Origin of the sequence: Paraburkholderia sp. BL6669N2 (genome assembly GCF_003387275.1) — a bacterium.
In the GTDB taxonomy this organism is placed as follows: Bacteria; Pseudomonadota; Gammaproteobacteria; order Burkholderiales; family Burkholderiaceae; genus Paraburkholderia.
The window spans coordinates 1,962,279-1,974,256 of the sequence record NZ_QUNA01000001.1 but is presented as its reverse complement, the minus strand read 5'-3'; the positions used below and the strand labels follow the sequence as shown (position 1 = coordinate 1,974,256).

The window sequence follows — 11,978 nt, the reverse complement described above, 5'->3', positions numbered from 1 at the left end:
ATGCAGAGCATGGCGTTGAGTGGGGCGGCTAAGCAGGAGACGAGACGGAAGTAGTCGGAATTCGCGGGAGATGAGGCAATAAAGCTTGGCTGCGAAATCCGTACGCTTCCCTGCGCTGGCATTATCCAGATCAGGTTCAAAGGGTATTTCTCACCCACGTGGCACGGACCTCCAACCTCCGTGCGACGCAGGACCCCCGCGTTAGCAGCGCACACGATACACCGGCCGCCCGCTGCTTGGCAACCCATCTTGAAAAGTCGGATGATGGAAATAACAGCGGGCCGCGACGCGTTTCTTGCGGATCGACGGGGCCGCCGCAGATGCCGCGGAAAAGGTTTGCGCGGCGCGCGGGGCGTTGCTTACAGCGTGAAATCGTCGGCGGCTTCGGGCTGAAACAGGATCTTTTCCAGCTTCAGCACTTTCTCAGTACCGCTTGGCGGCGTGAAGCGGATGCGCTCGCCGCGTTTGGCGCCGAGCAAGGCAATGCCGGCGGGCGAGAACACGTTCAGGCGGCCGTGCGCGAAGTCCGCATTGGGCGGATAGACCACGGTCCAGGTCATCTGCTCGCCGCTGGTTTCGTCGACCAGCGTGGCTTGTGAGTTCATCGTGACGACGTTGGCAGGTATCTCGCGCGAATCGACAATCACCGCGCGTTCCAGCACGTCGTCGAGCATGTCTTGCAAACGCGCGTCCGCACCCGGCCTGGCTGCGTGTTTCTCGAGACGGGCGACGTCGAGTTCGGTGAGGTAACAGGTTTTCGTCTTTTTCACGACGGGTACTCCAATTCGATCTGCATTTGAGGGAACAGCGTGCGGATGAGATCGGCCCGGAGCCCGACAACGCGGCTCAGGCAATGGAGCGGGCAGCGTTAGATCGGGCGCCGGGCGGCGTGGAGCGGGAGCGTTCGGGACGGCTCGCCGACGTGGCGCGGCATGAGTTCCGCGCGCGCGCAGCCGGTTGCGCGGCGGGGGCGCAAGCGGAAGAAGGCGCGGGAAGTCGGAAAGCGCATCGAGGTAGCCGGCAGGCAGCGAAAGAAAGTGAAGAAAGCGCCGCCATTCATCTGACTGAATGTGCGCGATCGAAAGGGCAATGTTAGCACGCGAGTCGTGCATCGCCCGACGTGTTCGCGCTTCAGGAAAAAAGCTGGGAAAAATTGCAAATGCGCTGTCATAACCCGCCGTGTGGTCCGACAAACGTGCAGATCCAGATTGGAGCATGTCATGCAAACCGCCGGACTCCGCCGAGACCATCGGCGTTTCACTCGAAGCGTCGCGCTCGCTGTCGCGCTGACCACGCTGCTGGCCAGCGGCCTCGCGGACGCCGCCAGCGCCGTCTGCAGCGCGCATAGCCCGGCGCATCGTGTGGCGCTGGTCGAGCTGTACAGCAGCGAAGGCTGCAATAGCTGCCCGCCCGCCGACAACTGGCTGAGCCAATGGAAAAACAGCGGCGCGACGCAAGGCATCGTGCCGTTGGCGCTGCACGTGGACTATTGGAATAGTCTCGGCTGGACTGACCGCTTCTCGCAACATCGTTTCACTGAACGTCAGCAGGCGCTCACCGATCTCGGCGGCGGTCACACCATCTACACGCCGGAAATTTTCGTCTCGGGGCGCGAACTGCGTAGCTGGTCGCGACGCGACAGTTTCGAGAGCAGCATCGGCAAGGTCGTCGGCGAGCCGGCGCAAGCGAACGTCGCGCTCGAACTCAAGCAACAGCAGACGCCGGGTGCGTTCAACGTCACGGCGCAATTCACCAGCAAGTCGGCAGACACAGCGGGCCAACTGGACGCCTACCTCGCTGTCTATGAGAACTCGCTCAGCTCGCAAGTCGGCGCCGGCGAAAACAGCGGCGTCACCTTGCATCACGAACGCGTTGTGCGGCAATGGATCGGCCCGGTGCCGCTCGTCGCGGGCAACGCACAGATTCGCCGCGATATCCGCATCCAGGACGCCGCCGCGGATGCCAACGTCAACGCGCCCGCCGACCGCTTCGGCGTGGTCGCCTTCGTCGAAAACGAGGCGACCGGCGATGTTCTGCAAGTGGCCGAACTGGCCGCGTGCCATTGATCGCCGCGTCCGCGCTCACAGGAGAGTTTCATGGCAACCCATCATGCACTTCGCGACACTGTGCCGTCCACCGAGCCGCAAAAAAGCGGTGCGATCCATCCACTGTGGGTGCGTCTCACGCATTGGCTCAATGCGCTCGCCGCCATCGTGATGATGTTGTCGGGCTGGCGCATCTACGACGCCTCGCCGATCTTCCCGGCGTTCCATTTTCCGCCCGCCATCACGCTCGGCGGCTGGCTCGGCGGCGCGCTGCAATGGCATTTCGCGGCGATGTGGCTGCTGGTTTTCAACGGTCTGCTGTATCTCGCGTTGAACCTCGCGAGCGGGCGCTTCGTGCGCAAATTCCTGCCGGTGTCGCCGCGCGCCGTACTGCACGATTTCGTCGCCGCGTTGACCGGCAAGCTCTCGCACGCCGACTTGCGCGTCTATAACGCGGTGCAGAAATTCGCCTACCTGTTCGTGGTCTGCGATCTGATCGTGCTGGTGCTCTCGGGCCTCGCGATCTGGAAGTCGGTGCAGTTTCCACTGCTGCGTGAACTGATGGGTGGCTACGACAACGCGCGCATCGTCCACTTTTGCGCGATGTCGCTGATGGCCGCGTTCATCGCCGTGCATCTGGTGATGGTGGCGCTCGTGCCGCGCTCGCTGCTCGCCATGTTGCGCGGACGCTGAGCCGTTCATCCGCTAAAGCGAACGTTACGGATACCGAATCATGAACACACCCGCTCGAAACTCCACTCGTTCTGCCGGCCAGAAGCTCGATCGCGAATCGATTCTGATCGACGCCCGCCGCGAACTCGCGATGCCGTCGCGGCGTCTGTTCGGCAAACGCCTTCTGACGCTCGGCGGCCTGTCGATGCTGACCGGCTGCTCGCTCACCGACGACGACTCGGTCAACAAATTTCTCACCGCCGTCTCGCGCCTGAACGACCGGGCGCAAGCCGCGCTGTTCGATCCGAACCAACTCGCGCCAACCTACACCGAAGCGCAAATCACGCGGCCGTTTCCGTTCAACGCGTTCTACGGGATCGACGACGTGCCCGAGGTGAACGGCGCCGATTACAAGCTGCAGATCAGCGGGCTCGTCACCGGTCAGCGCGTCTGGTCTTTGCCCGAACTGTACGCGCTGCCGCATGCCGAGCAGATCACGCGGCATATCTGCGTGGAAGGGTGGAGCGCGATCGGCCGCTGGGGCGGCACGCCGTTCAGCGACTTTCTGCGGCGCATCGGCGCGGACACGAGCGCGAAGTACGTCGGCTTCAGATGCGCGGACGACTACTACGAGAGCATCGACATGCCGACCGCGCTGCATCCGCAAACGCTGCTCACGTTCTCGTACGACGGCGAGCGCCTGCCCGCGAAATACGGCTTCCCGATGAAACTGCGCATGCCGACCAAGCTCGGCTACAAGAACCCGAAACACATCGTCGAGATGTTCGTCACCAACACGTATCCCGGCGGCTATTGGGTCGACCAGGGCTACAACTGGTTCGGAGGCTCCTGACGCGCGCGGGTCGGCGCCGCTGAGGCGGCGGCGCGACCCCGGACGGCAGAAGCTTCGGAAATACGCCGGCTAGTGCTCTGGCCGGTCTTGATTTATCCATAACCAAGGAGTCATCCCATGAAAAAGTTCGCACTCGCAGCACTGGCCGTCGCTCTCCTCACCAGCGGCGGCGCCGCGTTCGCCCAGGCAAGCGGCGCCATGTCCAACGACGCGATGTCCAAGGACACCATGTCGAAAGACGCCATGTCCAAGGACAGCATGTCGAAGGACGGCATGAAGAAGGACACGATGAAACATGACAAGATGAAAAAGGGCGGCGCGATGAAGCACGAAGCGTCGGGCGCCATGGCCAACTGAGCCGTCCTGACTATGCGGCTCGCATAGCGCGAACGCGCCGGCGGCCCGCACGACAGAAAGCCGGGGCATGTCCCCGGCTTTCTGTTGCAAGTACGCCAACAAGTTACGATTCTTTCAAGCGACGCGGTGGGCGCTTACTGCATAATGCGATGCGCGCCAAACGTTTGGCGCGTGTTCGCCGTGGCTCGATCTCTCCCGATCGTCGCGGCGTTGTGGCCCCATTGGCCATCTATCGTCCTTCCGTTCCACCGACATGTCCGCCAGCCTCGCCCGTCAGACCGCATCGCCGATGCGGTGTCCGCCATCCCGCCTCCGGGTCTTTAGCGGGGGCGCAGCACCTCGAGCGGCATGGGCGGGTTGAACGCATGTCGCTGCAATTCCTGAATCGTTTTCCGCGTGGGTTCCCGATCCGTTTGCCGCAATCGCGCAACGGGCAGATTGCGCTCGCGCTCGCCGTCGTCTATCTCGTTTGGGGCTCGACGTATCTCGCCGTGCACGTCGCGCTGGGTTCGTTTCCGCCGCTGCTGCTGTCCGGACTGCGCAACCTGTTCGCCGGGGTAGGGCTGTTCATATTCGCCGCACGCCGCGATCCGGTCTGGCCGGGCGCCGCCGAAATCCGCAATGCCGGGCTCGTCGGCACCATGCTGGTCGGTTTGTCGAGCGGCATGCTCGCCTACGGGATGCGCACCGTCGGCACCGGTACCGCAGCCGTCATGGTCGCGACCGTGCCGCTGTTCGCGACGGTGATCGCGGCGGTGGCGGGGCGCAAGATCGGCCGCGGCGAGTGGTTCGCGGTGGGCCTCGGTCTGGTCGGCATTGCGATTCTTAGTCACGGCGACAGCGCGCCAGGCTCGGCGGGCGGCAGTCTGGCGATTCTGTGCGGCGCGCTTTTCTGGGCGGGCGGTGCGCATCTGGCCGGGCGTTTGAAGCTGCCCTCAGATCTGTTTCTCTCGACGTCGCTGCAAATCGGCCTGGGCGGCGTGATGTCGACGCTGGTCGCATGGGTCTCGGGCGAGCGAATGCTCGAGGTGCATGTTCTGCCGGTGCTGGCGTTTATCTACCTGATGCTGATCGGAACGATGGCCGCTTACGTCGCCTACGGTTTTCTGATCCGGCACACCAGTCCGATCATTGCCAGCAGTTGCATGTATGTGAATCCGGTGGTGGCCGTCGCGCTCGGCGCGCTGCTGCTCGGCGAACCGGTCACTCATTCCACGGTGGTCGCGACTATCGTGATTCTGGCGAGCGTCGGGCTGTCGTTCTGGTTCGACTACCGGAAGAAGGGACTCGCCTGAGTCCAGCCTGAAGCGGGCGACGACCCGCTTGTTTCACAACGACGCCGCCACTTCCGCGCCTTCGCGAATCGCGCGTTTCGCATCCAGTTCGGTTGCCACCTTCGCACCGCCGATCACGTGGTAGCGCGGGCCGCTGGCGCTGTCCGCCTTCGCGTCCGCCGCCGTCTGCGGAAGCAGATCGCGCAGCGATTCCTGCCCCGCGCACACGACGATCGTGTCCACCTCCAGCCACTCCTCGACGCCCTCACGCGCGATCTTCAAACCGCGCGCGCTGATTTCTCGATACGACACACCGTCTAGCATCTTCACGCCGTTTCTCGCCAGCGTCGCGCGATGCACCCAGCCGGAGGTCTTGCCGAGTCCCATGCCGAGCTTGCCGGCCTTGCGCTGCAACAGCCAGATCTGCCGCGGCGGCTCTGCCGGCGCCGGCGGCTTCAGGCCGCCGCGTTCCCGCACGGCCAGATCGACACCCCATTCGTCGAGCCACGCATCGCGCGGCACGGGCAGCGGCTCGCCCGCGCGATGCAGCAGAAACTCGCTGACGTCGAAGCCGATGCCGCCCGCGCCGATCACGGCGACGCGCTGACCGACCGGCGCACCGCGCAGCACATCGACATAAGACAGCACGTTCGGCCCGTCGATGCCGGCAATCGCCGGCCGCCGCGGCACGATGCCGGTGGCGACGATCACGTCGTCGTAAGCGCCGGCGGCGAGCAGCGCGGGATCGACTCGCGTGTCGAGCCGCACGTCGACGCGATGGCGCTGTAACTGGCTCTGAAAATAGCGGATCGTCTCGCTGAACTCTTCCTTGCCTGGCACGCGCATGGCCAGATTGAACTGGCCGCCGATCGTTGCGCTGGCATCGAACAGCGTCACGCGATGCCCACGCGCGGCGGCCACGGTCGCCGCCGACAATCCCGCCGGGCCCGCGCCGACCACTGCGATCGAACGCGCGGCCCGCGCTCCGGCGACCGGCCGGTAGACCAGTTCGGTCTCGCGTCCCGCGCGCGGATTGACGAGGCAGGTGGCGCGCTGGTTCTTGAACGTGTGATCGAGACAGGCCTGATTGCAGGCGATACAGGTGTTGATTTCCTGCGCGCGTCCCTCGGCGGTCTTCACGACGAACTCGGGATCGGCCAGTAGCGGCCGCGCCATGGAAACCAGATCGCCGGCGCCTTGGGCGAGCAGTGCTTCGGCGACCTCGGGCGTGTTGATGCGGTTCGACACGATCACCGGCACCTTGACGGCCGCCTTCAATCGCGCGCTGAGTGCGGCGAAAGCCGCGCGCGGCACCGAGGTCACGATGGTCGGCACGCGCGCTTCGTGCCAGCCGATGCCGGTATTGAACATCGTCACGCCGGCCGCTTCGAGCGCCTGGGCGACCTGCACGGTTTCGTCCCACGTGTTGCCGCCTTCCACCAGATCGATCAGCGAGATCCGGTAGACGACGATAAAGCGTTCGCCGCACACCGCGCGCACCCGCTCGACGATTTCGCGCGCGAGCCGCATGCGGTTCTCGATGCTGCCGCCGTAGGCGTCGGCGCGATGATTGGTGCGCGGACACAGGAACTGGTTGAGCAGATAGCCCTCGCTGCCCATGATCTCGATGCCGTCATAGCCCGCGCGTTGGGCGAGGCGCGCGCAGCGCGCGTAGTCGCGCACGGTCTTCGCAATGCCGGCGATGCTCAGCGCGCGCGGTTTGAACTTCGAGATCGGCGATTTGATCGCCGACGCGGAGACTACGAATGGTTGATAGCCATAGCGGCCCGCATGCAGGATCTGCAGCGCAATCTTGCCGCCTTCGGCATGCACGGCTTCAGTCAACTTCCGATGGTTGCGCAGATCGAGCACGGAATTCAGCGTGCCGCCGAACGGCAGCAGCCAACCCTCGCGATTCGGCGAGATCCCGCCCGTGACGATCAGGCCGACGCCGCCCTTCGCGCGCTCGCGGAAATATGCGGCGAGCTTCGGATAATTCCAGAAGCGGTCCTCCATGCCGGTGTGCATCGAACCCATCACCACGCGGTTACGCAGGCGGGTGAAGCCGAGGTCGAGTTCGGCGAGTAAGTGTTGGTAAGACATGCGGAGGACCGTGTAAGTATTGGGCGCGCACGAACAATACACCGCGCGGCGTGCCATCCCTCCGAGGAAACTTTCTAATCCTCGTAACTCGTTGCTCCGTAAGACATTCTTCAGTCGCCGGCAGACAGATTAGAGGCTGCGGCACGCGCATTGCTCGAAGCGGGCGTCCGTCGACACGAGCCGTGCGATGGCAGAAGGGATAGGAGGGGCGTTCCGTTTCGCAGAGCTGGCCTGACTGTTCGTATGACCAACGAACCAGCGTCAGACGGCGTGTTGTGCGAAGCGGAAGTCCACACAATCAATGGGCCGTGAGCCCGACAAATCGATATAGGTGAACATAATGAAACTGATCCGAACCATGGTGGCGATGGCTGCCGTTGCATCCGTTCTGAGCGCATGCGGTGGCGGCTCGGACGACGTGGGTAAGGAACTCGGGCTGACCAATCCAGAGATCCATTTCATCCATGCCATTCCCAGCGGCCCGGCGGTCGACTTTCTCGTCAACGGCACCGCGCCGTCGGGACAGACCAACATCAGCTATAAGGGTGTGACGAACTTCACCAATATCAACACGGGCGCGACCACGGTCGCTTACTCCGCGACCGGCACGACGACCGCGCTCGCGAGCGGCAGCTTTCCGGATGTCGCAAAGGGCCACCAATACACCGTGCTCGCCTTGCCGGGTCTGGCCGCGCCAGACATCGGCCTGATCGACGATCCGTTCGACAAGGGCCTGCTGTCGAATAGCGCGCGTTTGCGCGGCTTCAACGCGTCGGCGAACGCGACGAACCTCGACCTGTACCTGGTCCAGTCCACCTCGACCGACATCACCAACGTCTCGCCGACGATGGCCGGCGTCGCCTTCAAGAACGCCGTGCCGGCGAGCGGTCAGGATTCGATCTATGTGTCGGGCGGCACCTACGTGCTGATCGCGACCACGGCCGGCAGCAAGACGCCGATCTTCCAGTCGCCGGCCTTCACGCTGTCGAACAATGCCGACTGGCTGGTCACGTCGGTGCCGATCGCCGGTGCGCTGAGCCAGCTCGTGCCGGGCCAGATCCATCTGCTGGTTGCGCAGAACGGCAACACGCAGACACCGAGCGTCGAGTTGACGAACACGCTCAATGGCCAATAAGCGCTGACCAAAGCGCCGGCTGAGCACATGCAATAAGTGGTAAGTCCTGGGGAGGACGGAGCGGCGATCCACGTGAGTGGATCGCCGTTTTGTTTGCGGCTTCCTCAAACACCCGCAACGCCCGCGGCCTCGATAAAGACCCGCGAAGTCGAATAAAAACGACCGCACGAAAAAAACCCGCCACGGTTTCCCGCGGCGGGCTCTCCCTGTGCTTCATGCCGGGGCTGCAAAGCGCCCGGCGTCTGCTTCGTTATGCGCTGCTTATTTGGCCTTTTCGGCCGAGTTCGTGATGGCGTTGCCACCCTTCGAAATATCCTGCCCGGCCCCCGCCATCGTGTTGCAACCGGCGAGCGCAGCTGTCCCTGCAATGAGAAGCAAAGCGATCAGTCGATTCATGAAAGTTCTCCTTGTCGAGAATGCATTGGTTGACGTGCCCATCTTTACGGCACGCGCCAGCCGAGCTAGCTGCCGTCCGACCGGGGCTTACGCCAGTCGATCCGGTCTGATTGCATGGTAAAAAAAGGGCGGGGGCGGCGCTGTCGGCTGCGCTGCGATTTTGGTGTAGGCGTGCTCCGGTGTTTGCGTCGGCGCACTCCTACACGTCCGCCGCGGCGCGGCGCTTGCCTTGCTAGACGGAGGTTCGCGAAGGAGCCGCCGGCGGCAGATCGACCGATGGCGTCGCGATGCTGACGCTCGGCATCTCCACATGGATGTCGGTGCCGTTCGGCACGCCGCGCCGGATATCGAAGCGCCCGCCATGCGCGGCGACGCGCTGGCGCATGCCCAGCAGCCCGTGGGTATGCGTGCGCTTCAGATCGGCCGGCATGATGCCGACGCCGTTATCGGCGATATGCAGCGCCACCTGGCCGTCGCCGACCTGCAAGGCGATCGATACCTTCGAAGCTCGCGCGTACTTGGCCGCGTTGGTAAGCGACTCCTGCGCGACGCGGAACAGCGCGATCTCGGTTTGCTCGTCGAGCTTGATGTCGTCGGCGGGCAGGTGCAGGTCGAGCGTCCAGTTGTTGCGCTGCGCGGCTTCATCGGCGAGCGTGCGCAAGGCGGTGACGAGCCCGAAGTTCGCCAGCACCGTAGGCCGCATATCTTCGATGATGCGGCGCTTCAGCGCGATGCCCTGGTCGAGGTTGGCGAGCGCCCGCTTGAGTTTCTCGGCGATGTCCGGCTCGCTGTCCTTCAGCTTGCGGTTGGCCCACGCCACGTCCATTTTGCTCGCCGTCAGAATCGCGCCGAGTTCGTCGTGCAATTCGCGCGCGAGCTGGGTCTTCTCGTTTTCACTGACCGCCTGCAAGTGCCAGCCGAGCGCCTCGAGCTGCCGGGTGCGTTCGTTGACGAGTTGATCGAGACTCTCCTGTTGTGTGATCAATTGACGCTGCACGCGTGCCTGACGATCGATCTGAATGCCGAGATTGCGAAACAGCAGAATGAACAGCACGATGTTCAGCGCCGAGAGACCCGCTGCGCACAGCGTGGAAATGCGCTGATCGCCGCGGCTCGCGATGAGCGCGTGTTGGGCGCGGCGTTCCTCGTTGTCGCGCAGCAGCGAGAGCGTGCTGTCCACCAGCGACGCGTCGGCCGGGTTAGCCTCGCTCGCGCCGCCGCAAGCGGACAGATCGAGCGGATGGGGCGCCGCGCGTTGCAGCGCGGACGCGCCCGCGCCGATCCGCGCTTCGATCAGCGCAAGAATCTGCGTGAAACTGGCAAGCTCGGCGCTGTCCGCTTTGCCGCCACGGTAGAAGCGGTTCAACGTCTGTTCGCTCTGGCGGATGCGCACCGCGGTCGCGCAGAACTCGTGCGCGGCGGCGTCCTGCTTCGTCAGAAGAAAATCGCTTTGCAGGGCGCTCAGGCGCGACAACTGGCTCGCCAGCGTGCTCAGTTGCACGGTGACGTCGCGCGCTTCGAGTGCGGTTTCGTATTCGGCGGCAATGCGCTGGCGCGCGGTCTCGAGTATCACGAGGCCGCCCACGGTAATGACGATCGCCACCGTCATGGCGATCGCCCAACTGCGGTTGTGCATCCAGTGGCTCAGCCGGGCGGCGGCCCCAGGCGCTGTGGAACCGGCTTTATCCGCGTCCGGCACGTTCTGCACATTTGGCACATTGGGCTCCTCTGATGGGGCATCAGTTTAACGTCCGCCGCATTCGGCAACGGTGCCGTGATCGCGCGGCCGTTGCGGCGCGGCAAGCCGGACCGGCGAGGCGGACATGCTCGCCGTAACGCCGCCGTAATCCAATGTAAGCGGATTCTCACACGAAAACCGGCGTGCGTCGGAATGCGCCGCGCGTGGCTGATGGATAGGATGGTCCTGATCGTTCAATCAATGTTTCGGGAGGAAGCCATCATGCTGAAATGGGCGTTGTTCTTCGCCGTCATCGCGGTGATCGCCGGTGTTCTGGGCTTTACCGGTGTCGCGGCAGGCGCGGCGGCAATCGCGAAGTTCCTGTTCATCGTGTTTGTGATTCTGTGCGTGGTGTTCCTCGTGCTGGGCTTCGTGGTGACGAAAAAGATCGTCGATTAGCGCTGCTCGCCAGCTAAGTCGCGAGCCGTTTCTGAAGACGGGAGACCGGTTCGACGGTCAATATTGTGCGCCCATGCCGCGCAGTTACAGCAAGAAGGAGAATCGTCATGCTTCACTATGCCATCGTCTTTTTCGTGATTGCGATCATCGCCGCCGTGTTCGGTTTTACCGGCATTGCAGCGGGCGCGGCCGAAATCGCCAAGATTCTGTTCTACATTTTCCTCGTCGTATTCGTGGTCACGCTGCTGCTCGGCGTGTTCCGAACATAGACGGGCGGCCCGTCGTGGCCATCGTTCCTTGTGACGGCGCATCAGGCGCGTTTCGTGCGGGATGCGCAGTTCCCACTCATACCGGATAAAGGAGAAATTCAATGTCGAAGTCATCTACCGCTCAGGGCGCGCCGACTCAATCCAGCGATCCGTTCGTGATGGACCTTCAAAAAATCCGCGAAGACGCACGCAAGCACATGTCGGATGGTCCGGTCACGCAATCGTATGGCGCGGACCGCGAGACGGTGCTGAAGCTGTGTAACGACGCGCTGGCCACCGAAATCGTCTGCGTGCTGCGCTACAAGCGGCATCATTTCATGGCCAAGGGCATCAACTCGGAAGCCGTCGCCGCAGAGTTCGCTGAGCACGCGGCCGAGGAGCAGCAACACGCCGACAGCATCGCCGAACGGATCGTGCAACTGGGCGGCGAGCCGGATTTCGCGCCGGACGGTCTGAAGACGCGCTCGCATTCGGAATACAAGGAAGGCGAGAACCTCACGGACATGATCAAGGAGAACCTGATCGCCGAGCGTATTGCGATCGACACCTACCGCGAGATCATTCGTTATCTGGGCGATAAGGACGTGACCACGCGTCGTATGTTCGAAGAGATTCTCGCTGTCGAAGAAGAGCATGCCGACGACATGGCGGACTTGCTCGAAGGCCGCGAGTAACCGGGAGCGCGCGGCGGCGCGCGGCGGCTCGCAAAACGTGGAACGTAGACGCGAATAGCGCAT

The 11,978-nt window shown here is 63.6% G+C and carries 13 protein-coding genes and 1 riboswitch; of the genes, 9 read left to right on the top strand and 4 right to left on the bottom strand.

The genetic code is table 11. The features are described 5' to 3' along the window. Window positions 1-89: 89 nt before the first annotated feature. Window positions 90-208, bottom strand: a riboswitch (TPP riboswitch). Window positions 209-359: 151 nt separating this feature from the next. Next, window positions 360-770 carry a GreA/GreB family elongation factor gene (locus tag B0G80_RS09070; RefSeq protein WP_106279326.1) on the bottom strand — a complete coding sequence of 137 codons (411 nt, stop codon included), beginning with the start codon at window positions 768-770 and terminating at the stop codon, window positions 360-362. A 450-nt stretch (window positions 771-1,220) separates the two neighbouring features. On the opposite strand from B0G80_RS09070, the gene B0G80_RS09065 reads away from it, so the two are divergent. The 5 genes from B0G80_RS09065 to B0G80_RS09045 all read left to right on the top strand — a co-directional run bounded on the left by B0G80_RS09065 (window position 1,221) and on the right by B0G80_RS09045 (window position 5,222). Beyond that, window positions 1,221-2,066 carry a thioredoxin family protein gene (locus tag B0G80_RS09065; protein ID WP_116117758.1) on the top strand — a complete coding sequence of 282 codons (846 nt, stop codon included), beginning with the start codon at window positions 1,221-1,223 and terminating at the stop codon, window positions 2,064-2,066. Window positions 2,067-2,096: 30 nt separating this feature from the next. Next, window positions 2,097-2,738: a cytochrome b/b6 domain-containing protein gene (locus B0G80_RS09060; RefSeq protein WP_106279329.1), complete on the top strand. Its 642-nt coding sequence runs from the start codon at window positions 2,097-2,099 to the stop codon at window positions 2,736-2,738. A gap of 40 nt (window positions 2,739-2,778) precedes the next feature. Next, a complete protein-coding gene (locus B0G80_RS09055) occupies window positions 2,779-3,570 on the top strand; it encodes a molybdopterin-dependent oxidoreductase (RefSeq protein WP_116117757.1) in 792 nt (263 codons plus the stop codon). A gap of 117 nt (window positions 3,571-3,687) precedes the next feature. After that, window positions 3,688-3,927 (top strand): pentapeptide MXKDX repeat protein, encoded by a 240-nt coding sequence (locus B0G80_RS09050; RefSeq protein ID WP_106279332.1) that lies wholly within the window; start codon window positions 3,688-3,690, stop codon window positions 3,925-3,927. Between the two features lie 365 nt (window positions 3,928-4,292). Beyond that, the gene (locus tag B0G80_RS09045; protein WP_116117756.1) at window positions 4,293-5,222 is read left to right on the top strand and encodes an EamA family transporter; all 930 of its coding nucleotides are present in this window, start codon (window positions 4,293-4,295) and stop codon (window positions 5,220-5,222) included. 33 nt (window positions 5,223-5,255) lie between these two features. On the opposite strand, the gene B0G80_RS09040 is transcribed toward B0G80_RS09045, so the two are convergent. Continuing rightward, window positions 5,256-7,304 (bottom strand): NADPH-dependent 2,4-dienoyl-CoA reductase, encoded by a 2,049-nt coding sequence (locus tag B0G80_RS09040; protein WP_116119589.1) that lies wholly within the window; start codon window positions 7,302-7,304, stop codon window positions 5,256-5,258. 340 nt (window positions 7,305-7,644) lie between these two features. On the opposite strand from B0G80_RS09040, the gene B0G80_RS09035 reads away from it, so the two are divergent. Next, window positions 7,645-8,439, top strand: a complete 795-nt coding sequence (locus B0G80_RS09035; RefSeq protein ID WP_116117755.1) for a DUF4397 domain-containing protein — start codon at window positions 7,645-7,647, stop codon at window positions 8,437-8,439. A gap of 261 nt (window positions 8,440-8,700) precedes the next feature. Here the strand turns inward: B0G80_RS09035 and B0G80_RS09030 are convergent, their stop codons facing one another. Together B0G80_RS09030 and B0G80_RS09025 are read right to left on the bottom strand one after the other, a co-directional pair. After that, the gene (locus tag B0G80_RS09030) at window positions 8,701-8,835 is read right to left on the bottom strand and encodes an entericidin A/B family lipoprotein (RefSeq protein WP_106279338.1); all 135 of its coding nucleotides are present in this window, start codon (window positions 8,833-8,835) and stop codon (window positions 8,701-8,703) included. 232 nt (window positions 8,836-9,067) lie between these two features. Beyond that, window positions 9,068-10,552 (bottom strand): sensor histidine kinase, encoded by a 1,485-nt coding sequence (locus B0G80_RS09025; protein WP_116117754.1) that lies wholly within the window; start codon window positions 10,550-10,552, stop codon window positions 9,068-9,070. Window positions 10,553-10,795: 243 nt separating this feature from the next. Here B0G80_RS09025 and B0G80_RS09020 point away from each other — a divergent pair, with 243 nt between their 5' ends. The 3 genes from B0G80_RS09020 to B0G80_RS09010 all read left to right on the top strand — a co-directional run bounded on the left by B0G80_RS09020 (window position 10,796) and on the right by B0G80_RS09010 (window position 11,915). Then, a complete protein-coding gene (locus tag B0G80_RS09020) occupies window positions 10,796-10,972 on the top strand; it encodes a DUF1328 domain-containing protein (RefSeq protein ID WP_106279750.1) in 177 nt (58 codons plus the stop codon). A 107-nt stretch (window positions 10,973-11,079) separates the two neighbouring features. Then, entirely contained in the window at window positions 11,080-11,241 is a 162-nt protein-coding gene (locus B0G80_RS09015; RefSeq protein ID WP_006052455.1) for a DUF1328 domain-containing protein, read from the top strand. Window positions 11,242-11,342: 101 nt separating this feature from the next. Then, window positions 11,343-11,915 carry a bacterioferritin gene (locus B0G80_RS09010; RefSeq protein ID WP_106279342.1) on the top strand — a complete coding sequence of 191 codons (573 nt, stop codon included), beginning with the start codon at window positions 11,343-11,345 and terminating at the stop codon, window positions 11,913-11,915. The last annotated feature ends 63 nt before the right edge of the window (window positions 11,916-11,978 follow it).

Excerpts from the sequence above, each read along its gene's own strand:
- B0G80_RS09065 (WP_116117758.1), top strand. The coding sequence starts at position 1,221 with ATGCAAACCGCCGGACTCCGCCGAGACCATCGGCGTTTCACTCGAAGC.
- B0G80_RS09060 (WP_106279329.1), top strand. The coding sequence starts at position 2,097 with ATGGCAACCCATCATGCACTTCGCGACACTGTGCCGTCCACCGAGCCG.
- B0G80_RS09055 (WP_116117757.1), top strand. The coding sequence starts at position 2,779 with ATGAACACACCCGCTCGAAACTCCACTCGTTCTGCCGGCCAGAAGCTC.
- B0G80_RS09050 (WP_106279332.1), top strand. The coding sequence starts at position 3,688 with ATGAAAAAGTTCGCACTCGCAGCACTGGCCGTCGCTCTCCTCACCAGC.
- B0G80_RS09045 (WP_116117756.1), top strand. The coding sequence starts at position 4,293 with ATGTCGCTGCAATTCCTGAATCGTTTTCCGCGTGGGTTCCCGATCCGT.
- B0G80_RS09040 (WP_116119589.1), bottom strand. The coding sequence starts at position 7,304 with ATGTCTTACCAACACTTACTCGCCGAACTCGACCTCGGCTTCACCCGC.
- B0G80_RS09035 (WP_116117755.1), top strand. The coding sequence starts at position 7,645 with ATGAAACTGATCCGAACCATGGTGGCGATGGCTGCCGTTGCATCCGTT.
- B0G80_RS09030 (WP_106279338.1), bottom strand. The coding sequence starts at position 8,835 with ATGAATCGACTGATCGCTTTGCTTCTCATTGCAGGGACAGCTGCGCTC.
- B0G80_RS09020 (WP_106279750.1), top strand. The coding sequence starts at position 10,796 with ATGCTGAAATGGGCGTTGTTCTTCGCCGTCATCGCGGTGATCGCCGGT.
- B0G80_RS09015 (WP_006052455.1), top strand. The coding sequence starts at position 11,080 with ATGCTTCACTATGCCATCGTCTTTTTCGTGATTGCGATCATCGCCGCC.
- B0G80_RS09010 (WP_106279342.1), top strand. The coding sequence starts at position 11,343 with ATGTCGAAGTCATCTACCGCTCAGGGCGCGCCGACTCAATCCAGCGAT.